Source organism: Boseongicola sp. (genome assembly GCA_014075275.1).
Lineage (GTDB): Bacteria > Pseudomonadota > Alphaproteobacteria > Rhodobacterales > Rhodobacteraceae.
In genome coordinates, this window is sequence record CP046179.1 from 1,657,789 (window position 1) to 1,679,535 (window position 21,747).

24 protein-coding genes and 1 pseudogene are annotated in these 21,747 nt (G+C 54.0%); 17 read left to right on the forward strand and 8 right to left on the reverse strand.

What is annotated here, in order from left to right:
- The first annotated feature begins 169 nt into the window (after positions 1–169).
- From GKR98_08355 to GKR98_08385, 7 genes are all read left to right on the forward strand, one after another.
- Entirely contained in the window at positions 170–973 is an 804-nt protein-coding gene (locus GKR98_08355; GenBank protein QMU60028.1) for a DeoR family transcriptional regulator, read from the forward strand.
- A gap of 39 nt (positions 974–1,012) precedes the next feature.
- The gene (gene rhaS, locus GKR98_08360) at positions 1,013–2,008 is read left to right on the forward strand and encodes a rhamnose ABC transporter substrate-binding protein (protein QMU58204.1); all 996 of its coding nucleotides are present in this window, start codon (positions 1,013–1,015) and stop codon (positions 2,006–2,008) included.
- 93 nt (positions 2,009–2,101) lie between these two features.
- Positions 2,102–3,610 (forward strand): ATP-binding cassette domain-containing protein, encoded by a 1,509-nt coding sequence (locus GKR98_08365; protein ID QMU60029.1) that lies wholly within the window; start codon positions 2,102–2,104, stop codon positions 3,608–3,610.
- Positions 3,607–4,596, forward strand: a complete 990-nt coding sequence (locus GKR98_08370) for an ABC transporter permease (GenBank protein QMU58205.1) — start codon at positions 3,607–3,609, stop codon at positions 4,594–4,596. Before GKR98_08365 ends, GKR98_08370 begins: the two co-directional genes overlap by 4 nt.
- On the forward strand, positions 4,587–5,573 hold the full coding sequence (locus GKR98_08375) for an ABC transporter permease (protein QMU58206.1): 987 nt from the start codon (positions 4,587–4,589) through the stop codon (positions 5,571–5,573). Before GKR98_08370 ends, GKR98_08375 begins: the two co-directional genes overlap by 10 nt.
- Complete coding sequence (gene rhaM / locus GKR98_08380) at positions 5,573–5,887, forward strand: L-rhamnose mutarotase (protein QMU58207.1); 315 nt, start codon at positions 5,573–5,575, stop codon at positions 5,885–5,887. The genes GKR98_08375 and rhaM overlap by 1 nt, the downstream gene beginning before the upstream one ends.
- Positions 5,884–7,257 carry a carbohydrate kinase gene (locus tag GKR98_08385; GenBank protein ID QMU58208.1) on the forward strand — a complete coding sequence of 458 codons (1,374 nt, stop codon included), beginning with the start codon at positions 5,884–5,886 and terminating at the stop codon, positions 7,255–7,257. Before rhaM ends, GKR98_08385 begins: the two co-directional genes overlap by 4 nt.
- Positions 7,258–7,445: 188 nt before the next feature.
- Here the strand turns inward: GKR98_08385 and fabA are convergent, their stop codons facing one another.
- Entirely contained in the window at positions 7,446–7,955 is a 510-nt protein-coding gene (gene fabA / locus GKR98_08390; protein QMU58209.1) for a bifunctional 3-hydroxydecanoyl-ACP dehydratase/trans-2-decenoyl-ACP isomerase, read from the reverse strand.
- 175 nt (positions 7,956–8,130) lie between these two features.
- Between fabA and GKR98_08395 the strand changes: the two genes are divergently transcribed.
- Positions 8,131–8,547 (forward strand): transcriptional repressor, encoded by a 417-nt coding sequence (locus tag GKR98_08395; protein QMU60030.1) that lies wholly within the window; start codon positions 8,131–8,133, stop codon positions 8,545–8,547.
- Entirely contained in the window at positions 8,447–8,884 is a 438-nt protein-coding gene (locus tag GKR98_08400; GenBank protein QMU58210.1) for a DUF1992 domain-containing protein, read from the forward strand. The genes GKR98_08395 and GKR98_08400 overlap by 101 nt, the downstream gene beginning before the upstream one ends.
- A gap of 11 nt (positions 8,885–8,895) precedes the next feature.
- Here GKR98_08400 and GKR98_08405 read toward each other — a convergent pair whose 3' ends face one another.
- The 4 genes and pseudogenes from GKR98_08405 to GKR98_08420 form a co-directional block, all read right to left on the reverse strand.
- A complete protein-coding gene (locus tag GKR98_08405; protein ID QMU58211.1) occupies positions 8,896–9,204 on the reverse strand; it encodes a Dabb family protein in 309 nt (102 codons plus the stop codon).
- 328 nt (positions 9,205–9,532) lie between these two features.
- A complete protein-coding gene (locus GKR98_08410) occupies positions 9,533–10,669 on the reverse strand; it encodes a hypothetical protein (GenBank protein ID QMU58212.1) in 1,137 nt (378 codons plus the stop codon).
- A complete protein-coding gene (locus GKR98_08415; GenBank protein ID QMU58213.1) occupies positions 10,653–11,312 on the reverse strand; it encodes an SOS response-associated peptidase in 660 nt (219 codons plus the stop codon). The genes GKR98_08410 and GKR98_08415 overlap by 17 nt, the downstream gene beginning before the upstream one ends.
- Positions 11,313–11,399: 87 nt before the next feature.
- Positions 11,400–12,962, reverse strand: a pseudogene (locus GKR98_08420) (multifunctional 2',3'-cyclic-nucleotide 2'-phosphodiesterase/5'-nucleotidase/3'-nucleotidase).
- Between the two features lie 134 nt (positions 12,963–13,096).
- Between GKR98_08420 and GKR98_08425 the strand changes: the two are divergent.
- From GKR98_08425 to arsC, 3 genes are read left to right on the forward strand one after another with little or no spacing between them, the layout of a single operon-like run.
- Positions 13,097–13,435, forward strand: a complete 339-nt coding sequence (locus tag GKR98_08425) for a DUF952 domain-containing protein (protein QMU58214.1) — start codon at positions 13,097–13,099, stop codon at positions 13,433–13,435.
- Complete coding sequence (locus GKR98_08430; protein ID QMU58215.1) at positions 13,432–14,478, forward strand: quinone-dependent dihydroorotate dehydrogenase; 1,047 nt, start codon at positions 13,432–13,434, stop codon at positions 14,476–14,478. Before GKR98_08425 ends, GKR98_08430 begins: the two co-directional genes overlap by 4 nt.
- Entirely contained in the window at positions 14,475–14,852 is a 378-nt protein-coding gene (arsC, locus tag GKR98_08435; GenBank protein ID QMU58216.1) for an arsenate reductase (glutaredoxin), read from the forward strand. Before GKR98_08430 ends, arsC begins: the two co-directional genes overlap by 4 nt.
- Here arsC and GKR98_08440 read toward each other — a convergent pair.
- The 3 genes from GKR98_08440 to GKR98_08450 are packed head-to-tail and all read right to left on the reverse strand — an operon-like array spanning position 14,822 to position 17,105.
- Positions 14,822–16,153 carry an MATE family efflux transporter gene (locus GKR98_08440; protein ID QMU58217.1) on the reverse strand — a complete coding sequence of 444 codons (1,332 nt, stop codon included), beginning with the start codon at positions 16,151–16,153 and terminating at the stop codon, positions 14,822–14,824. The genes arsC and GKR98_08440 overlap by 31 nt on opposite strands.
- Positions 16,150–16,668, reverse strand: coding sequence for a PaaI family thioesterase (locus GKR98_08445; protein QMU58218.1), 519 nt, complete (start codon positions 16,666–16,668; stop codon positions 16,150–16,152). The genes GKR98_08440 and GKR98_08445 overlap by 4 nt, the downstream gene beginning before the upstream one ends.
- The gene (locus GKR98_08450) at positions 16,665–17,105 is read right to left on the reverse strand and encodes a hotdog fold thioesterase (protein ID QMU58219.1); all 441 of its coding nucleotides are present in this window, start codon (positions 17,103–17,105) and stop codon (positions 16,665–16,667) included. Before GKR98_08450 ends, GKR98_08445 begins: the two co-directional genes overlap by 4 nt.
- A gap of 119 nt (positions 17,106–17,224) precedes the next feature.
- Between GKR98_08450 and GKR98_08455 the strand changes: the two genes are divergently transcribed.
- The 5 genes from GKR98_08455 (at position 17,225) to GKR98_08475 (ending at position 21,674) form a co-directional block, all read left to right on the forward strand.
- The gene (locus tag GKR98_08455; GenBank protein QMU58220.1) at positions 17,225–17,593 is read left to right on the forward strand and encodes a MerR family DNA-binding protein; all 369 of its coding nucleotides are present in this window, start codon (positions 17,225–17,227) and stop codon (positions 17,591–17,593) included.
- Positions 17,594–17,745: 152 nt separating this feature from the next.
- Positions 17,746–18,150 carry a MerR family transcriptional regulator gene (locus GKR98_08460; GenBank protein QMU58221.1) on the forward strand — a complete coding sequence of 135 codons (405 nt, stop codon included), beginning with the start codon at positions 17,746–17,748 and terminating at the stop codon, positions 18,148–18,150.
- Between the two features lie 36 nt (positions 18,151–18,186).
- Positions 18,187–19,965 (forward strand): acyl-CoA dehydrogenase, encoded by a 1,779-nt coding sequence (locus GKR98_08465; protein QMU58222.1) that lies wholly within the window; start codon positions 18,187–18,189, stop codon positions 19,963–19,965.
- Positions 19,966–19,999: 34 nt separating this feature from the next.
- Positions 20,000–20,212, forward strand: a complete 213-nt coding sequence (locus GKR98_08470) for a hypothetical protein (protein QMU58223.1) — start codon at positions 20,000–20,002, stop codon at positions 20,210–20,212.
- A 250-nt stretch (positions 20,213–20,462) separates the two neighbouring features.
- Positions 20,463–21,674, forward strand: coding sequence for an acetyl-CoA C-acetyltransferase (locus GKR98_08475; GenBank protein QMU58224.1), 1,212 nt, complete (start codon positions 20,463–20,465; stop codon positions 21,672–21,674).
- Positions 21,675–21,747 lie beyond the last annotated feature (73 nt).

Consider the following 21,747-nt stretch of genomic DNA (forward strand, 5'->3'; position numbering starts at 1 on the left):
TAACTTGTACAGCCTTCTAACTTGGCTACAGGCTGAGCATGCCACGTCAGAATGTCAATCATTTTCAATCAAGTATTTTCAATTTATGCGCGCTAATGATTGAAAATGATTAAAAATGATTGACACATGCGGCGAATCTGCGCACCTTCATTCCAAAGCGGAGGAAAAGATGCACGAAAAAGAGCGGCACCGGATCATTTTATCAGCTGTTGAAGAGCGGCCCGTTGTGACCGTTGTGGACCTCTGCAATCTGACAGGTGTGTCCGAAGCCACCGTTCGTCGTGACATCGCCAACCTGCATGTTCAGCAAAAGTTGCGGCGGGTTCGCGGTGGCGCTGAAGCAATTACGCCACCCCAGTTTGTCGGTCTTGCTGGCAGAACATTCGCAGTGAATGAGGCGATGCATTCCAGTGAAAAATTCGCAATCGCAAAGGCTGCGGCTGACCTGTGCGACGATGGAGAGTCCATCATCATCAACGGCGGCACCACAACGTTTCAGATGGTGCATCCATTGGCGACACGACGGATGCAGGTCTTCACAAACTCTTTCCCGATTGCCGAACATCTGCTGAAGCACAGCAAAAATACGGTGATGCTGTCAGGCGGCACGATCTATCGCGAACAGAACATCATACTTTCCCCCTTCGACAATGATGTGACGCGAAATTTCTATGCCAAGCGCATGTTTATGGGGGCTCAGGGCCTTGGCCCGCTCGGTTTGATGGAGGCTGACCCTTTGTTGATTCAGGCAGAGCAAAAGCTAATTGGCCAGGCTGACGAGTTGGTGGTTTTGGTGGACAGTTCCAAATTTGAGCAACGCTCAAGCCTGGTGCTTTGTCCATTGAACAAAATCACAACAGTCATCACCGATGAAAGAATTTCAGACAGCGCGGCTTCAATGCTTGAAGCTGCCGATGTGAAACTGATCGTCGCCGAAACTGGCGCCGCTCAAGAGGAAGGGGCGGCCTCGTGAACTGCCTTAAATCAGAACGTACAATTTGGGAGGAAGCAAATGAAACGTCGTACTTTTACTTCAATGACAGCAGGCCTTAGCCTGGCTGCATCACTAATGGGCTCAGCCGCAATGGCCGACGATATGCGCATTGCCGTGGTCGTCAAAGCATTGGGCATCGGCTTTTTCGAGGCCGCTGCTGAAGGCGCACAAGAAGCTGCTGCCGAGCTTGGTGGCGTTGAAATCATCTATACTGGCCCAACAGATACCACTGCAGAAGGCCAGATCGAGGTGATCAACTCGCTGATCGCCCAAGGCGTTGACGCGATCGCAATCTCAGCAAACGACCCTGATGCGCTTGTGCCAGCACTGAAAAAGGCCATGAGCCGTGGTATTACCGTTGTTTCATGGGATTCAGGCGTTACCCAAGAGGGGCGCCAGATGCACCTGAACCCATCGTCCACCGCGCTGATAGGCAATACGATCATTAAACTTGCGGCAGACCATATGCCTGACGGTGGCGATGTAGCCATCCTGTCTGCAACGGCAACAGCGACGAACCAAAACGCTTGGATCGAAGCTGCGAAAGAGGCGCTGCCTGGATATCCTGGTGTGAATTTGGCTGCGACCGTCTATGGCGATGATCTTTCAGACAAATCATACCGTGAAGCCCAAGGCCTGATGGCGACCTATCCAAATCTGAAGGCGATTACTGCGCCAACGACTGTGGGCATTCTTGCAGCCTGCCAAGCGGTCACCGATGCAGGCAAGATCGGCGAAATCAACGTAACGGGTCTTGGCCTACCGTCTGAGATGGCTGGCTGCGTAGAATCCGGCGCGACAAAAAGCTTTGCAATCTGGAACCCAATCGATCTGGGATATTCAGCAACAATGCTTGCCCACGCTATTGCAACCGGTGCGGAAGCTGCACCCGGTGCGGAAATCCCGATGGGTCGCATGGGTTCGGTTACACTGGACGATACAAATTCGGCGGCAATGTCGGATCCGTTCACCTACGACAGCTCTAACATCGACCAGTTCAAGTCGATCTTCTAAGAGTTCTCCCAGCCTGCGGCGCAATGCTTTCTTTGTTGCGCCGCGGGTTTTACGCTGGGCGCTATGACGCCCACCAAGAATCAAGCTGACATCATGACCGCTGAAGCGCCTATCCTTGCCTTGCAAGGAATAACGAAAGTATTTCCTGGCGTGAAAGCGCTGGACGATGTTTCACTGGAGTTGTTCCCAGGAAAAGTAACCGCGCTTGTTGGTGAAAACGGGGCGGGCAAGTCTACCGTCGTCAAGGTTTTGACCGGGATTTATCAGCCCGACGATGGTGATGTTTTGGTCGAAGGCTCGGCGACCAAATTTCCAACACCGCAGCACGCCTCAAGTGCGGGCGTTACGGCCATTCATCAGGAAACAGTATTGTTTGATGAGCTGTCAGTTGCGGAAAACGTGTTCCTAGGCCACGCGCCCAAAAACAAGTTCGGTCTAATAGACACCGCAGCGTCAGTCGCCAAGACCCAATCAATCCTGCGAGAAATCGGTGCAGAACTTGACCCCAACGCGCTGCTGAAAGACCTTGGCATCGCGAGCAAACACCTTGTGGCCATTGCCCGTGCATTGTCGATCGATGCGCAAGTTGTGATTATGGATGAGCCCACCGCCGCCTTGTCGCACAAAGAAATTGAAGAGCTGTATGAGCTGGTGGAAAAACTGAAGGCACAAGGCAAAGCGATCTTGTTTATCAGCCATAAGTTTGATGAGATTTTCCGCATCGCTGACCACTATACGGTGTTTCGCGATGGGCAATTTGTGGCGGCCGGTGATATTGCCGACGTTAACAATGACGAGTTGGTGAAAATGATGGTTGGCCGCGAGGTGACCCAGATTTTTCCTGAACGCAAAGCAAAGATCACTGACGAAGTATTGCGCGTAAGGGCCTATGCCCACCCAACCGAATTTGACGATATCAGCTTTACGTTGAATGGCGGTGAGATTTTGGGCTTTTACGGCTTGGTTGGCGCGGGTCGGTCAGAGCTTATGCAGGCTTTGTTCGGAATTACCGCGCCCAGTCAGGGCACGCTGGAAATCGAAGGAAACACGGTGCGTATCCGATCTGCGGCAGATGCAGTGGACAATGGCATTGTTTATGTTCCCGAAGATCGCGGCAAGCAGGGCGCGATCACGGATTTGCCAATTTTTCAGAATGTGACACTGCCGTCGCTTAGACGTACCTCGAAGAATGGATTCTTGCGGCTGGCCGAAGAATTTAAACTGGCACGCGAATTTACCGAGAGGTTGGATTTGCGCGCGGCGTCACTGGATACCAATGTCGGTAGTTTGTCAGGCGGCAACCAGCAAAAGGTAGTCATCGCCAAGTGGCTGGCGACGAAACCGAAAGTCATCATATTGGATGAACCGACAAAAGGTATTGATATCGGATCTAAAGCAGCCGTGCATGAATTTATGGCTGAGTTGGCGGCCCAAGGTTTGGCGGTCATCATGGTTAGTTCAGAAATCCCCGAGGTTCTGGGCATGTCTGATCGCATAATCGTCATGCGCGAGGGTCTTATGGTGGCTGAACTTTCAAAAGATGACATGACACCAGAAACGCTGGTGCGCCATGCAGCCGGCATTGAGGAAATCGCATCATGATTAAACGCTTGTCCTCTTCCCGTGAGATATTGTTGCTCGGCGCGATTTTGTTGCTGCTTGGCCTGATCGCAATGCGGTTTCCCGGCTTTATCGCACCTTCCAATTTGGCAAATGTCTTGAACGATACATCACCGTTGATTCTGTTGGTGGTGGGTCAGATGATTGTTATTTTGACAAAATGCATTGATCTGTCGGTTGCTGCAAACCTGGCCCTGACCGGAATGGTCGTTGCAATGATCAACGTTGCAGCGCCGGATTTGCCGATTGTCGTGATCTTGGTAATTGCCATCGCTCTCGGTGCCTTGATGGGTATGTTCAATGGCATTTTGGTGTGGAAGTTAGACATTCCACCAATAGTTGTGACGCTTGGAACATTAACCATTTTTCGCGGATTCATATTTCTGCTGTCCCAAGGAAAATGGGTGAACAGCCATGAAATGAGCGCGTCTTTTAAAGCGATCCCGCGCACTGAAGTCATTGGCCTGCCCATGCTAAGTTGGATTGCAATTATTGTGGTCATTGCATTCGCCATGATTATGTCGCGCACCACATTGGGCCGTTCGTTTTATGCCGTCGGCGGCAATCCACACGCGGCGACTTATGCGGGCATCAATGTCGGCAAGACCCAATTCTGGGCTTTCACCATCTCAGGCGCTTTGGCGGGGCTTACAGGATACCTTTGGGTATCCCGCTTTGCGGTGGCCTATGTCGATATTGCGGGTGGATTTGAATTGGACGTGGTTGCGGCTTGCGTGATTGGCGGCATTTCCATTGCAGGCGGTGTTGGCACAATTGCTGGCGCGGTGCTGGGGGCGTTGTTTCTGGGGGTGATCAAAAATGCATTGCCTGTCATCAACGTATCGCCCTTTTGGCAATTGGCGATATCTGGCAGCGCCATCATCATTGCCGTTGCCCTAAACGCACGATCAAGCCGCGTTAAAGGCAGGATCATCTTAAAGCAAGCGGAGCAAAAATCATGGACGTAACCGCGCGTTCCGTGCCAGATCGCTTGAAATCGCCGATGGAGCGGAGGCTGAAAAGCTGGGAAAGCCTGCTTTTGCTGGTCGCGATTTGTATCTTTATCGCCAACTCGCTTGCGTCGCCCTATTTTTTGAACGCTTGGAATCTAAGCGATGCAACATTCAACTTTACTGAAAAAGCGATGATCGCCTTTGCCATGGCGCTTTTGATCGTAGCGGGTGAGATTGATCTTTCTGTGGCCTCGATCATTGCGCTTGCATCAACGGCAATGGGCGCCGCTGTGCAAATGGAGGCTGGAACGCCGGAAATCGTCGGTGTTGGATTGATTGTTGGCCTTCTATGCGGCGCGTTCAATGGTGCGCTGGTAACCGGATTGGGTTTGCCTTCAATCGTTGTGACCATTGGCACGTTGAGCCTTTTTCGCGGCATCAGTTTTATCGTCCTGGGCGATCAAGCCTATGGCGGATACCCCAGTGAATTTGCCTATTTTGGGCAGGGGTATGTTTGGTGGGTCATATCGTTTGAATTTGTTTTGTTCGCAATCATTGCGCTGATCTACGCCGTCGTCTTGCACAAAACAAATTTTGGCCGCGCTGTTTACGCCATCGGCAACAACCCAACGGGCGCGTTGTTTTCAGGTATCCGGGTGAATCGGGTGAAATTCATTTTATTCCTTTTAACAGGCCTAATGTCCGGCATCGCGGCTGTCTGTTTAACGTCGCGTCTTGGTTCGACCCGACCATCGATCGCAACAGGGTGGGAGTTGGAGATAGTAACCATGGTGGTTCTGGGTGGCGTTAATATTTTGGGTGGATCGGGCTCAATCCCAGGCGTGGTGATCGCCGCGTTTGTGATGGGGCTTGTGACCTTTGGTTTGGGCCTTCTCAATGTACCCGGCATTGTGATGTCGATTTTCATCGGTGCGCTACTTATCAGCGTCATTGCGCTGCCACGTCTTTGGGCGATGTGGAGGGACCGGTGATGGAAAAATACGCGTTTAAAATGCAGCTAAACCCTGGGTGCGAGGCTGAATACAAAAGGCGCCATGATGAACTTTGGCCAGACCTAGAACAGCTTTTGCGTGATGCGGGGATGTCGGATTATTCGATCCACTTGGATATGGACACCAATATTCTGTTTGGCGTTTTGTGGCGCACCGCTGATCACAAAATGGACCATTTGCCGACCCATGACATCATGCAAAAATGGTGGGCGCATATGGCGGATATCATGGAAACACATCCCAATAATGAGCCAATCGCCACCCCCTTGACCCCGGTGTTCCACTTGCCATGACCCAAAGGCAGCACATCGCGGTCATCGACATTGGCAAAACAAATGCAAAGCTTGCTTTGGTCGATCTTGCCTCGCTGAACGAGGTTGAGGTCATCACACGCCCTAACAAAACACTGCCCGGCCCGCCATACCCGCATTTCAACGTTGAAGGGCATTGGGCGTTTTTGTTGGATGGTTTGGGCAAATTCAATGACCCGCACGGAGTGGATGGAATTTCAATCACCACCCATGGCGCCGCGGCCGCCTTGCTGGACGAAAACGGCGAACTGGCAGCGCCCATATTGGACTATGAATTTGATGGTCCAGATGCTTTGTGGGAAGAATACCGCGATTTTCGCCCGCCTTTCAGCGAAACCGGGTCGCCTCAATTAGCGGCTGGGCTGAATATTGGCGCGCAACTTTTTTGGCAGTTCACGTCTGACCCTGGATTGCGCGATCGGGTTGAAAAACTAGTAACCTATCCACAGTATTGGGGGCATCGGCTGACGGGCAATACAGCGACTGATCTTACCTCCCTTGGATGCCATACTGATTTGTGGAATCCATATGAAGGCAAGTTTTCCGCTCTTGTTGCTAAACTTGGACTGCAAGGGAAGATTGCCACCTCAAAACCTTCAAATTCTATTCTGGGCACCTTGCAGCCAAAGCTCGCTAACAAAATAGGTTTGCCCGCCAGCACACCAGTTTATTGCGGCATTCACGATTCCAATGCCTCTCTTCTTCCGCATCTTCTTCGACACAAGGCGCCGTTTAGCGTTCTGTCGACCGGCACTTGGGTGGTGGCGATGTCTGTGGGGGGCGAACCCGTTAGGTTGGATCCATCGCTTGATACCTTGATAAATGTAAATGCCCATGGGCAAGCCGTTCCGTCGGCACGTTTTATGGGCGGTCGCGAACACGATTTGGCCCTTAAAGGTAAGCGCAAGACACCAATTCCGGCAGACATAAGGAATGTTCTGGAAAATCAGATCATGTTGCTTCCCAGTCTGGCGCCAGAAACCGGCCCGTTCAAAGGCTTTTCCCCTAGCTGGGTCGGCGAAGAACCGCAGATCGGCCAAGGCACCAGAACAGCGGCTGTGGATTTTTATCTCGCACTTGTCGCGGCCCATTGTCTTGAACTTATCGGGCATGACGGCGCAGTTATCGTAGAAGGACCATTTGCAAAAAATACATGTTTTCTTGAGATGCTCGCCGCAGAAACAGAGGCCGAGATAATTGCAAGTCAGCAAGTTACCGGAACAAGCCAAGGTGCTGCATTATTGGCAAGAAAAATTGACCTGCCCGAACCGGCCAAGAGCGATCAAATATATCTGACCCAAGATCGTTGTAACAGATTGCAGCACTACGCGCAGATTTGGAAGTCGCAGTAGGACCGAACTTTTATTGCCTGTACATACGGCAACATGGAGTATTGGATTTTGGCCTCTGCCAATACGGCATTCGATCCTGGCTTCTCGAAAGCAGACATTGGTGTTTGGAATGCAAAAGGCTGCTTCGTCCCGCAAAGCCGACGTTGACGCTTCTCCGGTACTGCACACATAGCCGCCAATGTTCCCCCTCAACTCTCGCTAAGCGCCACCTTCATATCCTTCACCAGATAAATCGTCTCGCCATCCGCTTCCACACGTCCGTCAGCCACGCCCATCGTCAAACGCCGCGTCTGAATGGCCTTCGTGAAATCCACGTAATACGTCAGCATCTTGCGCTCAGGGCGCACCATGCCGGTCAGCTTCACCTCGCCCACACCCAGCGCATAACCACGGCCCTGCCAGCCGCGCCAGCCAAGGTTGAACCCGGTCAGCTGCCACAAGCCGTCCAGCCCAAGACACCCCGGCATGATCGGATTGCCCGGGAAATGACAGTCAAAGAACCAAAGGTCAGGCTTAATATCGAACTCGGCCACCACATGGCCTTTGCCATGCTCGCCACCATCGCCACTGATGTCGGTAATCCGGTCCATCATCAGCATCGGCGGCTCGGGCAATTGCGCATTGCCTGGCCCAAACAACTCGCCTCGTGCGCAGGCCAAAAGCCCCTCGCGGTCAAAAGAATTCGGATATTCGCTCATGCGCCCCTGCTCCCGTTGGTGGTCTTTTTGGTTCTCTATATTCGCCTTATCAAAGGGGTGGATTGGCACGCAAGGGGCCGTGTCGATGTGACATTCCGACAAAATCGATGTTTTTCAATTGAAACTGCACCATATCGACCCCTATATTCCAAAAAACAAAGGTGATTGGGCAATCATGGAAGCTCAGGTTCAAAAACGAGTCACAGACTGGCTGGCCACAGCCGATCTGCGCCCCACGCGTCAGCGCCTGGCACTGGCCGAGCTTTTGGTCGGCGATGGCAAAGATCGCCATGTCACCGCAGAAAGCCTGCACGCCGCGTCGCAATCTTCACCCGACACCGTTTCGCTTGCGACCGTCTACAACACCCTTCGCGCATTCTGTGACGCTGGTCTAATTCAAGAAGTCATGGTCGACGGCTCCAAAAGCTACTTCGACACCCGCACCGATGATCACCCGCATTTCTTCTGGGAAGATGACTCGCGCCTGACGGATGCCCCTGCTGAACAACTCGAAATCCGCCGCATTCCCGAAGCCCCAAAAGGTGCCGAGATTGCAAAGGTCGACGTGGTTATCCGCCTCCGCCGCACCTGATTATCCGTTACTGGGGTTTGCCATGAAACACCCGCTGGACTCCATCATCGACGATGCGCTTATGAAGGCCGCAAAAGACGGCTCGTTCGACAACCTGCCCGGTGCGGGCAAGCCGCTAAAGCTGCTGGACAACCCCGCCGATGCCGTCCTGAACCGAATGATGACCACGGCCAACGTCAAACCACCGCTGGTCGCATTGGCAGAAGAGATCAAGGCCGCGCAATCCCACCTGAAAACCCTCACCGACGAAGACCAGCGCAAAGCTCAGATGAAAAAGCTCTCGGACCTCCAGATGCGTCTCGCAATGGAAAAAGAGGCGTTCAACCGCTACGGCTGACCGACCTGCATTCAAACGTTCAGGTCGTAGACCATTATCCCGTCAGCCCCACCTTTGCACAGACCAACCAGCCGCATGCCCAGCGCCTGATGTGTCGGATGCCCGGCATAGGTTTCGGCGGCGGTGATGTCGGCAAACCGGATCACGAACCCGTCCGAATACTCCGGCGACTTCAATTCGAAATCCAGGTTCGGACCAAATTCAAATGCCACAACACCGTCCAGCGTCCGGCTGAACTCGGCCAGTTCCTGTAGCACGGCAATCCGCTCCAACATCGGCGCTTCATCGCGAAAATTGCAGAATACACAGTGCAGGATCATGTTGTCGCCTCGCTTTGTTACATTGCCGTGTTAAGCCGCCCGAACCGCCGCCGCAACATCCCGCCGCCCGGTCTTAAACTTCCCGTAACACTTCCTAACGCACGCACCAAATCTTGGGTGCGAACGCGCAACACCCGCTAGGGGCGCCGACGTGATACCGACGTAATACCGACGCGATACAGACAGGGCAAAATTACCCAAACCCCTGTATTTTATGACGTTAAGAATTTTGATGCCTCTGCACAACGCTCCACCACCGACCGTTGCGCCAACCCCTTGTTTACCAGAGGGTTCAAGCCCATCGGCCCAGCGCAGCATCCGTGAACTGCTACCGAAATGCGTCACCTGCCCTTTGCACCACCTTATTTCCGCGCGATACCACCCCTGGTTGAGGTTGCCAAAACACCGGATCACCACCGCCGGCCCTCGGTTGTGTCACATTCCCAGCAATCAGACTCTGCCGTGAAATCCGGCCATCCCTATGACTTGTAACAGTAATCCAGGGCGGTCCCGGACTGCCATCGCGCGAATCCACAACCACATTGTTCTCCACGCGAACCCGATTGCCGCCCATGACAGTTATCCCGTGCCAGTGATCCACAATCACGACATTGTCCCGAATTATCCAGTCTTCGAACATGCCATCAAACAGGCCAATCCCCTGCAAGGAACAGGCAAGTTCCCCACCCAACACCCCATTTCGAATGACATTCTTTGCCACCAAGACGTTCTTCACAACGCCGCGCCCTGGCTTTCCTGCCGCATCAACTGACCAGGACTGAATCCCATCATCATGGTTGGAATCGACACCGACACAGGTCTCAATCAGATTGCCCACATAGCGCGAATTATCCCCTAACGCGCGAATGCCATCTCCCCGAAAATAAGTGATTTCATTGCCTTCAATGATGGCCCCGTCCGCTGCCGATGAAACGCCGTGGTCAACAATGCGAATGACACTGTTGCGAACGGTAATATCCTGACCAAATAGGCGGAATCCAGTGCGCGCCCGCAACACCCAATCCTCGGGGCTCCAACCCTTTGCGCTACGTGCCGAAGCAACCTCCATGCGTTCAAAAACGATATCATGGCTTCGTTTGGTCTCGATTAAAGCACTGGTCTCACCCGATCCAACCGTCGGCATGACGGTCACCCCGGAGAAAACCAATCCACTAGTATTTTTCAGCAGGATACGGTCAAAAAACACTTCTGAGCCTGATTGCGCAACAATCGTCACCGGGTCCACAAACCGCACCCCTGACAAGATCACGGCACCGTGCCGTCCGCCCTCAAGGATCAAGCGATCGCCACCAGACACTGAACCTGAGTTCAACACCGCGCTCAATGCACCAGGCATTGGCTCAACCATCCGATCCTTTGCTGCGGCAGAACCGGCAACAACGCCCCAAAAGAACAGGCTGAACACGACGCATGTCCGGTCACGCCATTCAGACCGGGTCGACAAGCTCGGCTCCCCGCGCCCGATTGGAGTTCACGGCCGGATCAACGCGATAAAAATTCAAGGCATTCTCTGGCCCAGCCTTCATCAACGTTGCAGCCCCCTTGCCGTCTTCCCCCAGCCATTTTGCCCAATCGTCTGCGCCTAATATTACTGGCATCCGGTGATGAATGCTCGACATCGTTTCATTCGCCCCGGTCGTCACAATCGCACATGTGGTCAACGGTTCCTCACTCTTGTCCCAAATCTGCCAAACCCCAGCAAATGCAAGCACCTCCTGATCGCGGCCATGAATATACCAGGGCAATCGTTTGCCCTCACCATCCTTGGTCCATTCGTAAAATCCGGTGGCCGGGATCAAACAACGACGCTCCCGGCACGCCGACCGAAATGCAGGCTTCTCGGCAATCGTCTCCGCTCGCGCGTTGATCAACAAAGGCCCCCCACTCGGCGTTTTATACCAATGGGGCAAAAACCCCCATCGCATCGGCCGCAACCGACGCGCCCCTCCATCCGACGTCACGGTATGTATCTGAACCGTCGGGCAAACATTGAAGTTCGGAACATCCGGCAAGTCATTCGGCGGCGTCGCCTCAAACAACGCCGCCATGGCATCATCCGGCAAAGTAATCGCAAAGCGCCCACACATGTCGATTATCGGCCCAGAAATATCCCAGGGGGTGCGGGGGACAGCGTCCCCCGCCCGTCGCGTGGCACATAGGTGCCGCGCAACTTCTTACTTCTTCATGATCCGGCCTTCGACCTGCGGATTTGCAGGACCGTTGGCAGCCATGAATTCGGCCAGCACGTCTGCCAGATCGGGGCCAAAGTCGTAGGCGTCCGCCGCCGTCGAGAACATCTTGTATCCGTCCCCGCCACCACGCACATAGTTGTTGGTCACAACGCCATAGTTCGCGGCCGGATCAATCGGCGCACCGCCAACCATCACCTCAACAATACGCCCTTCGTTCGGCGCAACCGAGCTGTCCCAGGTGAACGTCATCCCTGCTACCTGCGGGAACCGACCCTTCACGTCTTCAACCTGGCTCACACCATTTTCCAACGCATCAATGATCGTCTGACCAGATGCCGTGAACGTCGACAAAGTGTTCTGGAACGGCAGCACCGTCATCACTTCGCCCATGGTCACTTCACCACCATCCATCGAGGCACGAATTCCGCCCGAGTTCGCAATGGCGATCTAAATGCCCTGATCGGCAACACGATCCAGCATGGCGTCGGCAATCAGATTGCCCATAGGACATTCTTCGATACGACAGACCGAACGATCACCCTCGATTGGCGCAGCGGCTTCCGCCACAACCTTGTTGCGGATCTCATCCAGAGGCGCACCCAATTCGCCAACGCGAGCCTTGGTCGCGGCGTCTTCAGTGACAAAGCGGTCCAACAAAATCGGTTCGCCGGTAGCCGAGGAAATCACGCCCTCGTCGTCAAACACCACTTTCAGTTCGCCCAGATATTTGCCGTAAGCATAGGCTTGCACTACAGCCGTATCGCCAACCATCGTGGGATATGCGCCTGCAGCGCGGCTGTTCACATTCGACAACAATGTGTTCGAATGACCGCCAACAATCACATCAACACCCGTAGTGCCTTCAGCGACAGCAACATCCACATTAAATTCAGAGTGGCTCAGAACAACAATCTTGTTCACGCCCATCTCAGTCAGACGATCAACTTCACCCTGAACTGCCTGAACCGGATCGCTGAAGATCACGTTCTTGCCTGGGCTCGCCAACTCGTCGGTGTCCTGTGGCGTCAGGCCAATCAGGCCGATCCGCTGGCCACCCTTGGCAATAATAGTCGACTTCTGAATGGCGCCCGCCAGCAATGGCTCGCCGGAGATATCCGCGTTCGACATCAGGATCGGGAACTTGGTGTTGTTCACAAACTCGCGCAGAACTTCCGGGCCGTCGTCAAACTCGTGGTTGCCCACGGTCATCGCGTCGTAACCCATTTTGTTCATCATCTCGGCAGCCGCAGCGCCCTTATAATAGGTGTAAAACAGCGATCCCTGGAATTGGTCGCCGCCATCCACTAGCAACCAGTTGTCGGTGCGCGCCTTGGCAGTCTCAACCGCCGTCATCATCCGCGCCGAACCGCCAAAGCATTTGCCTTCTAGGTTACTGTCTTCGCCACAACCCGAATCAAATCGGCTGATCGGCTCGAAACGTGCGTGAAAATCATTGGTGTGTAGAATTGTGATGCTGAAATCAGCCATCGCAGCGCCTGCGCTTAAGGCCAGCACAGCACCACCCATCGCAATTTTGGTGATCATTTTAGGACTCCCCGGGTTTTTTGATTTTATGAATCAGACACTGGCGTGATAGCGACAGGTTGTCAAAAGCCTGTGACAGGAAACCTCGCGTCATCTTGCTTGACCCCGGCCCACACCCACGCCAGAGATCGCCCATGTTGATTTTCAAGATACTCACCCGCCCGCAATGGACCTCACTCTGCGTTGCAGGCGAAACCAAAGGCGCACCCATCGATCTATCTGATGGTTTCATCCACTTCTCAACCGCCGCCCAGACTGCGGAAACTGCCGCAAAACACTTTGCCGGGGCGGACGATCTGATCTTGCTGGCGGTCGAGTCTGAACCCCTTGGCGATACGTTGAAATGGGAAGTCTCGCGCAACGACGACCAGTTCCCTCACCTCTACCGCACCTTACGCCTCGCTGACATCACATGGGCGCGTGACATGCCTCTGGGCGACCACGGCCACATCCTGCCCGATGGCGTCGAATGAGCCTTGCTGAACGCATAGGTCTTGCAGCACTGCACCGGTTAGACCCGGAAACCGCCCATGGGCTGGCCCTGAAAGCGCTGCAAACACCCTTCGCCCCCAACCACAAAACCCCGACCTCGCCGACGCTGGCAACCGAGATCGCGGGCCTGAAACTCCCCAACCCCATCGGCCTCGCCGCCGGCTTCGACAAAAACGCCACCGCCATCGCCCCGCTGATGCGCACAGGCTTCGGCTTCCTGGAAGTCGGCGCCGCCACACCACGCCCACAACCCGGCAACGCCAAACCGCGCCTATTCCGTCTGACCCAAGACCGCGCCGCCATTAACCGTTTCGGGTTCAACAACGACGGCATCGAAGCCATAGCCGCCCGCCTCGCTGACCGCGCCCATGACATCCCGGTTGGCCTTAACATCGGTGCAAACAAAGACAGCGCCGACAAGGCACGCGACTTTGCCGAAGTCATGCGCATTGCCGCACCCCATGTCGATTTTGCCACCGTCAACGTCTCGTCGCCAAACACCGAAAAGCTCCGCGATCTGCAAGGTGCCGAGGCGCTCAGCGCCCTTCTGTCTGGCGTGATGGAAGTGCGCGGCGAAACCCCCGTTTTCCTCAAAATCGCCCCAGACCTCGACGATGGCGAGATTGCCCAGATCGCCCAGGTCGCAGCCGAGGCCAAAGTCGCCGCCATCATTGCCACCAATACAACCCTGTCGCGCGACGGTCTCACTAGTCGCCACAAAGATCAGGCCGGCGGCCTTTCCGGTCGTCCGCTTTTCGGCCCTTCAACCCGCGTCCTTGCGCGGCTCTATCGCGAAACCGGCGGCGAAATCCCCCTGATCGGCGTTGGTGGCATCGAAAGCGCCGCAGACGCTTACGCCAAAATTCGTGCCGGAGCCTCTGCCGTCCAACTCTACACCGCCATGGTCTATTGGGGCGTCTCCCTGATCGACCGCATCGTGCATGGCCTCGACGAAATGCTGGCCCATGATGGGTTCACACACGTCAGTCAGGCCACCGGCATCGCCGCAAAGGAATGGGAATGAACGTCACAATCTGGCACAATCCACGCTGTTCGAAGTCTCGTCAAACGCTGGCGCTGATCACCGAACGGTCCGTTTCACCAATTGTAAGGAATTACCTCCAGGATGCCCCTAATGAAGATGAAATCAGGGACGTTCTGGAGAAACTGAAAATTCCCGCGATCAACCTGATGCGCACCGGCGAAAAACTATTTCGTGAACTTGGGCTGACAAAAGATGCGGACGAAGGCAACCTGATCCGCGTCATGGCGGAAAACCCCATCCTTATCGAACGCCCTATTGTGCTCGCGAATGGAAAAGCCGCGATCGGCAGACCGCCCGAGGCGGTTTTGGGGTTACTGGAAGGTTATGCCGCCGCACGCTCTAACGCCGGATAGCGCAACCCCAACGTGACGCCACGCGCCACGAACGACAACAAAAGCGCAGCCCAAAGACCGTGGTTTCCATAAGCGGGCACCAACACCCAGATTGCCGCGAAATACACCGCCGCCGAGATCACCATCATATTTCGCATATCTGCAGTTCGTGTCGCGCCGATGAATATGCCGTCTAACATCCAAGCCGCGATCCCCAATACCGGTGCCGCAATCATCCATGGCAAATAGACCCGCGCCACCGCGCGCACTTCTTCGGATGTTGTCATCAAATCAATGACAAACGCGCCAAACAACGCGACGCAAACCGCGAAAACCACCATGATCCCACTTCCCCAAGCCGAGGTCAGCAAGGCCCCGCGCCTAAGTCGCGCCCGCGCTTTTGCCCCCATTGCCTGACCCACAATCGCTTCGGCAGCAAAGGCAAATCCATCCAGTGCATAGGCCGTAACATGCAGGAATTGCAGCAATATCTGGTTTGCAGCCAGCTGCACATCCCCAAAGTCAGCCCCGAAGAAAAGGAACGACACAAAGATCGCCTCTAACAACAATGACCGGATCAAAATATCCCGATTGACCGCCGCCATCGTCATAATCCGGGCCTTATCCAATACCCTGCCCCACTCGTTCCAATGCGGTCGCCCAAACGCATCCCGGCAGAACCAAAGCCCCACCGCCAGCCCAGACCATTCGGCAATAAACGTTGCCGTCGCCACGCCACCAACGCCCCAACCCAGCCCCAGCACAAAAACGAAATCCAGAATGATGTTCAGCCCGTTCATCCAAACCTGAATAACCAGCACCGCCCGCGTCCTCTCAGCCGCGATCAACCAACCCGTGATCCCGAACAAAGCAATCGCCGCAGGCGCAGACCAGATACGGATCTGCATATACTCTCGCGCCAAAGTCTCAACTTCGGGCGACGCCGGGGACAGCCAAAAAGCGCCAGCAAAAACAAGCTGTTGCAACAGGATCAGAACGACGCCACCACCAATGCCAACCATCAGTGCCCGCATCAGCAAAGCGTCCGCCTCGGCCCTATCGTTGGCCCCCAATGCCTGACTTGTCAGCCCCACGGTCCCCATCCGCAGGAAGCCGAAAATCCAGTAAACCGCGCTGATGATGATCGCCCCGATCCCCACCGCGCCAATGGGCACCGGATCTCCCAATTGCCCGACTACGCCTGTATCCACGACCCCAAGGATCGGCACTGTCGCGTTCGACACCACAATCGGCAGAGCAATCGCCAAAACCCGGCGGTTCGTAATCTTTGGCGCGTCCGGTCGCGCAGCATCGGTGCTCACTTTGTCGCCTCATCCAAAGACGGCATTAGAAAATGTCCCGTCGCCTGGGCATAAAGCCGTGACCGATTGTCTTGCCATGCTTCGACATGCACACTGGCATAGCGCCGCCCTGACCGGTTGATCGTCGCGCGCGCATAGGCATCCCGTGGCAGCCCTGTGCGCAGATAATCCACTGTAAAATCGATCGTTTTCGGCATTCTCGGCATCGTGTCCGCATCCAGAGACTCGGCGTCGATCCGACCACTCTCAATTTCAGCCCACAGGCTTTGCCAACCCAATTCGATCAATGCGGTTGTCTCTAAAAACGCAGCCGTCACTCCACCGTGCAACGCTGGCAGCATTGGGTTTCCGATCAACTTATCATCAAATCCCAAGACCCCGGTCAGTTCATCCCCGCGTCTTTCAAACCGAATTCCCAAAAACTGAACGTAGGGAATGCCGCCTGCGATAGCGGCCAACGCTTTGTCGCGGCGCTCCTTCACCTTTTGAACCGGCTCGGGCTTTTCACGTTTCATGACGCGGCACTCCGATTTTCAATCGTAAACGCCCCCGTAGCCGTCGCCACTGGATTATCCCGGTCTGCGTCCATCGCCACCGCCCGAACAAAGGCCACCGTTCGTCCCACATGATACACAGTCGCCCGCGCCGAAATCGCCTGCCCCGGCGTCGCTGCACGCATATAATCAATCCGCAAATCTAAAGTAGCCGTTACCCCGGCGCTTTCCGGGTGGCACACAACGGCCGCCCCGCAGCTTGTGTCCATCAACGTCGAAACGGCACCACCATGGATCACACCGGTCGCGGGGTCGCCGACAAGTTTCTTGTCGTAGGGCATCGTCATTTCCACCTCGCCTGAGCCAATTTCAACGAACGACAGCCCCAACACAGCGGAATGTGGGATACTTTCGATAAATTGGCGCACCAAGGCACGCTTCTGGTCTTCAGACACCATTCTCTCCAAAGCAGTTAAGCACTTTCAATCAGGCACAAGCAGAGTTCGCAAGGCTCACGATTCCGCGACGATTGATCGATTGGCAATGTGCGATTAGTCTGGTGTTACGGAGGGCGCTTATGGCGGCTGAACGTCTGAATTTCAAAGAGATGTGCGCAAGGTTCGAGGCCACCCCCAGAACCCTGCGTTACTATGAGTATATCGAGCTTCTTTCACCCGAAAAGGAGGGACGTTCGCGGTTCTATGGCCCGCGTGAAATTGCCAGAATGACGCTGATCCTGCGTGGTCGCCGGTGGGGGTTCAGTTTGGAAGAAATCCGCCAGTGGTTGGAAATCTATGAACAAAAAGGCACCGAGGCACAACTTCGCGAGTTCGTGTTCCACGCTGATCGACAGTTGACGGTCTTAAAATCCGAGCGCGAAAAGCTGGATGCCACCATCGAAGATCTGGAAAAAATTCGCGCAGAAGTTGATCGATCTGACAGCTAGTCTCGCAACCTGATTGTGACGCTACGTCACAATAGCGCAAAATCGCCAGAATATGACTATGACGCGACGTATTCTTTACGTAAACGTCAACGCCACTTGTCCCGTCCTATTCGGATACTCAAGTCAAAACGATAACAACAGCGTATAGGTCCATGTCTGAGCCATTTTTATCGATCCGCGAAATGTGTGAAGTATTTGAGGTAACACCTCGTACTTTACGGTTTTACGAAGCCAAAGAACTACTCTTCCCAGTTCGAAAAGGCACAAAAAGGCTTTTTACAAGACGCGACCAGGCGAGGTTGAAACTAATCCTGCGAGGAAAGCGGTTCGGGTTCAGTCTTGAAGACATCCGCCAGCTTCTCGACCTTTACAATACTGACAGCCAGAACCTGACCCAGATGACCCGTGCATTCGAATTGGGACAAGAGCGTCTGGAAGACATGGAACGTCAGCGCGACGAATTGAACGTCGCCATTACCGAGCTGAAAGCACAGTTGTCCTGGGGCGAAAACCTGATCGCTTCGCTTCAGAACCCTTCGGCCGCAGCCGCCGAATAAACTCTTTTTGCGGTCACAACCGATAAAGAGATCTAGATGCCAACTTTTGCGCCGCCATTGCGGGATATGCAGTTTGTTCTGCACGAGCTTTTGCGCGTGTCAGAAGCGGGTATTCCCGGCTATCAGGATCTTGATCAAGCATTAACAAACGCGGTTCTGAGCGGAGCTGGAAAGATCGCATCGGAAGTCTTGCAACCACTGAATGCAGTCGGTGATTTCGAAGGATGCACCTTCGAAGATGGTGTGGTTAGAGCACCGACAGGTTTCAACGACGCCTACACGCAAATCTGCAACGGGGGCTGGACTGGCCTAGATGGCGACCCAGCCTTCGGTGGCCAGGGCATGCCCTATCTAATGCAAACGGCCGTGGGCGAACTATTTTCAGCAGCGAACATGGCGTTTCAAATGTATCTTGGGCTGTCACACGGCGCCGCGTCAGCCATCGCCGCCCACGGAACTGACGAGCAAAAAGAGACATATCTTCATCGTCTTAACTCAGGGCAATGGACAGGAACAATGAACCTGACCGAGCCACAATGCGGCACGGATTTAAGTCTCATCAAAACCCGTGCTCAGCCGCAAAATGACGGCAGCTATCAGATCACCGGACAGAAGATTTGGATTTCCTCTGGAGAGCACGACCTTTGCGAAAACATTGTTCATCTTGTTCTTGCCCGCCTGCCCGAATCGCCGAATGGCGTGAAGGGCATCTCGATGTTCGTGGTTCCGAAATTTCTACCTGATCCGGACAGAAATCTCGGCGAACGAAACTCTGTCACATGTGGTGGTCTGGAATCCAAAATGGGCATCCATGGCAACGCGACCTGCATAATGAACTACGAGGGCGCAACGGGCTGGCTAATCGGCAAAAAACACAAAGGCATGCGCGCAATGTTCACAATGATGAACGAAGCGCGTCATTCGGTGGCTGTGCAGGGGTATGCGCAAAGCGAAGTTGCGTATCAGAACGCTATTGGATTTGCGCGCGACCGTCTTCAGGGTCGCGATGTAACCGGACCCCAAAACCCGGATGAACCAGCGGACCCTATCATCGTCCATCCTGATGTTCGTCGGAATTTGCTGGACCAAAAAGCCTTTATCGAAGCCGCCAGGGCACTTGCTTTTGGGGGGGCATTGCTCATCGACAGATCACAGCAACTTGGCGATGAGCACGCGCAATCTCTGGTTTCGCTCTTAATTCCTGTAATGAAAGGTTTTTTGACCGACAAAGGGTTCGAAAGTTGCGTGAACGCGCAGCAAACTTTTGGTGGCACTGGTTTCACTAGGGATGCGGGTATCGAGCAGTTTGTCCGCGATGCCAGAATAACCATGATTTACGAGGGTACAAATGGGGTTCAGTCGCTTGATCTGGTTGGACGAAAGTTGCCCATGGACGGCGGTAAATCGATCTTAGCATTCTTTGATATTGTTAAGAGCTTTATCAAAGAGAATGAGACAGAAGAATCTTTGCGGACAGACTTCTTGGACCCACTGAAGTCAGCATCCAAGGACCTTCAGTCGGCGGCAATGTATTTCATGAACCATGCGCAAAAATCTCCTAACTCTGCTCTGGCCGGAAGTTACGATTTCATGCATTTGTTCGGTCACGTCGCATTGGGGTTGATGTGGGCCCGCATGGCCAAGGTGTCGCAAACGGCCTTAAGCAGTGGAACACAGGAACAGAGTTTCTATCAAGCAAAGTTAGAATCTGGCCGGTATTACATGGCGCGGCATCTTCCAGCGACGAAGTTACATTTGGCACGCATCAAGACCGGTGCGAATCCAGTGATGGCGCTGAAGGCATCAAGCTTCTAGGCTGCTGTTCGATGACCTACTGAAGAGTTCAAACATGCCCAAACGCCTACGCCTGACACGACGTTTTCCGGTTGCCATGACCGAAGATGGTTTCCGAAGACTACGCAAGTTTGCAAACGAAGCTGGTCTGGATGAAGGCGAAGCTCTGAGTTTCTTGTTTGAAAATTTCAATTCTGTAATGGACGAAGAAAAATTGGCTGCCCGGCTAAGGTTGTTCAACGCAGAGTTGGACGCGCGAAAACGATAGCCGATTTTCTGAACGTCAATTTCGGTTCCAAAAGCGTGATTCATTGGAGTTGATGTTAAGTTTCAATAACTAAGCACGCGCAGATATTGCGCGGTAGCACATACCTTACGGCAGGTAAGTCAAATTTGGCCGTAACGTCACCGGTTCACAAGTTCCTTACCGCGGTTAATTCTTAAGCAACAAGCATCCCAAGAAGTCGGTTCTCTAAAAACAGTACCGACGGCGGAACCGGAGTAGATCGGAGACGACAATGCATGACGCATTCATCTATGACGCGATCCGGTCCCCAAGAGGGAAAGGTCGGCCAGACGGCAGCCTGCACGAAATCACGCCTGTAAAGCTGTCTGCCGATATGCTGAACGCGCTGAAAGTACGAAACGGGTTAAAAGGACATGCTGTTGAGGATGTGATCTGGGGCAACGCTACTCAGGTCAAAGAACAAGGCGGATGCCTTGCCCGCACTGCCGTTCTGGCCTCGTCCTTGGACGAAAGCATTCCTGGGTTATCGATCAACCGATTTTGCGCAAGTGGCTTGGAAGCTATAAACTTGGCGGCGAACCAGATAAAGGGCAGTGCTGGCGACGCCTACATTGCTGGTGGGGTTGAATGCATGAGCCGTGTGCCCATGATTTCCGACGGAGCGGCCATCGCCGTGGACCCTTCGGTGGCAATGAATACTTATTTTGTTCCTCAAGGCATCTCTGCCGACATTATAGCGACCCAATACGGGATCGGCCGCAACGACGCCGATGTTTTCGCTGTCGAAAGTCAACGACGCGCGGCCATGGCGTGGAAAGAACAGCGGTTTACGCGTTCCATTGTTCCCATCAAAGATCAAAACGGCATCACAATTCTGGATCACGACGAATACATGCGTCCCGAAACGGACATGCAGACGCTAGGCGCATTGAGACCAAGTTTCAAGGAACAGGGAGAAGTGATGCCCGGTTTCGATGCAGTTGCGCTCTTAAAGTATCCCCATCTGGAAAAGATCGAGCACATCCATCACGCAGGCAATTCCTCCGGTATTGTCGATGGTGCCGCGGCAACACTCATTGGGTCGGCAACATTTGGCGAAATTGCCGACCTGAAACCTCGTGCGCGCATACTGGCAACCGCCAAGATTGGAACCGATCCAACCATCATGTTGACAGGGCCAGTTCCTGTCACCGAGAAAATTCTTGCTGACACAGGAATGAATATCAAAGACATTGATCTGTTCGAAGTTAACGAGGCGTTTTCGTCGGTTGTTCTAAGGTTTATGCAGGCGTTCGATGTTGAACATGATTACTTAAACGTGTGCGGTGGGGCGATCGCAATGGGCCACCCATTGGGCGCGTCCGGCGCAATTATTGTTGGCACTCTTTTGGACGAATTAGAGCGACAAAACAAAGAGATAGGCCTTGCGACGCTATGTGTCGCTTCTGGTATGGGCGCTGCCATCATTATCGAGCGGGTATGACGAATGGTTCTCGTATTTGAAAACTGTCCGCATTCGTGTAAGTTGACCTTACGTCAAACAGGGTCGAATACCG